Genomic DNA, 937 nt, shown 5'->3' with positions numbered 1-937 from the left:
TGCTGTTCTGCCGGACAGCGAAAGTGAGTGCGTGCGTATAGGTGAACGGTCTTGAAAGGCCGGCCGGAGAAGGTGTAAGCCCTGTAACCGGAATGCGTGACGCCGCTTGGAGAGTATCCCAAGTAGCACGGGGCCCGAGAAATCCCGTGCGAATCTGCCAGGACCACCTGGTAAGCCTGAATACTACCTGATGACCGATAGCGGACAAGTACCGTGAGGGAAAGGTGAAAAGTACCCCGGGAGGGGAGTGAAACAGTACCTGAAACCGTGTGCTTACAATCCGTCGGAGCGGGTCTTCCTTTCGGGGAAGCCTGTGACGGCGTGCCTTTTGAAGAATGAGCCTGCGAGTTAGTGTTACGTCGCGAGGTTAACCCGTGTGGGGAAGCCGTAGCGAAAGCGAGTCTGAACAGGGCGTTGCAGTGGCGTGATCTAGACCCGAAGCGGAGTGATCTACCCATGGCCAGGTTGAAGCGCGTGTAAGAGCGCGTGGAGGACCGAACCCACTTCAGTTGAAAATGGAGGGGATGAGCTGTGGGTAGGGGTGAAAGGCCAATCAAACTCCGTGATAGCTGGTTCTCCCCGAAATGCATTTAGGTGCAGCGTTGCGTGTTTCTTGCCGGAGGTAGAGCTACTGGATGGCCGATGGGCCCTACAAGGTTACTGACGTCAGCCAAACTCCGAATGCCGGCAAGTGAGAGCGCAGCAGTGAGACTGTGGGGGATAAGCTTCATAGTCGAGAGGGAAACAGCCCAGACCACCAACTAAGGCCCCTAAGCGTGTGCTAAGTGGGAAAGGATGTGGAGTTGCCCAGACAACCAGGAGGTTGGCTTAGAAGCAGCCACCCTTGAAAGAGTGCGTAATAGCTCACTGGTCAAGTGATTCCGCGCCGACAATGTAGCGGGGCTCAAGTACACCGCCGAAGTTGTGGCATCAGCGC

General features: G+C 56.2%; 1 rRNA gene. It reads left to right on the top strand.

The window, feature by feature from the left end:
* Positions 1–937 (top strand): 23S ribosomal RNA (locus ACMX2H_RS18930); the annotation flags it as partial.

Origin of the sequence: Arthrobacter sulfonylureivorans, assembly GCF_047607445.1 — a bacterium.
Lineage (GTDB): Bacteria > Actinomycetota > Actinomycetes > Actinomycetales > Micrococcaceae > Crystallibacter > Crystallibacter sulfonylureivorans_A.
The sequence above is the reverse complement of the archived record's forward strand: the minus strand, read 5'-3'. Positions and strand labels throughout refer to the sequence as shown.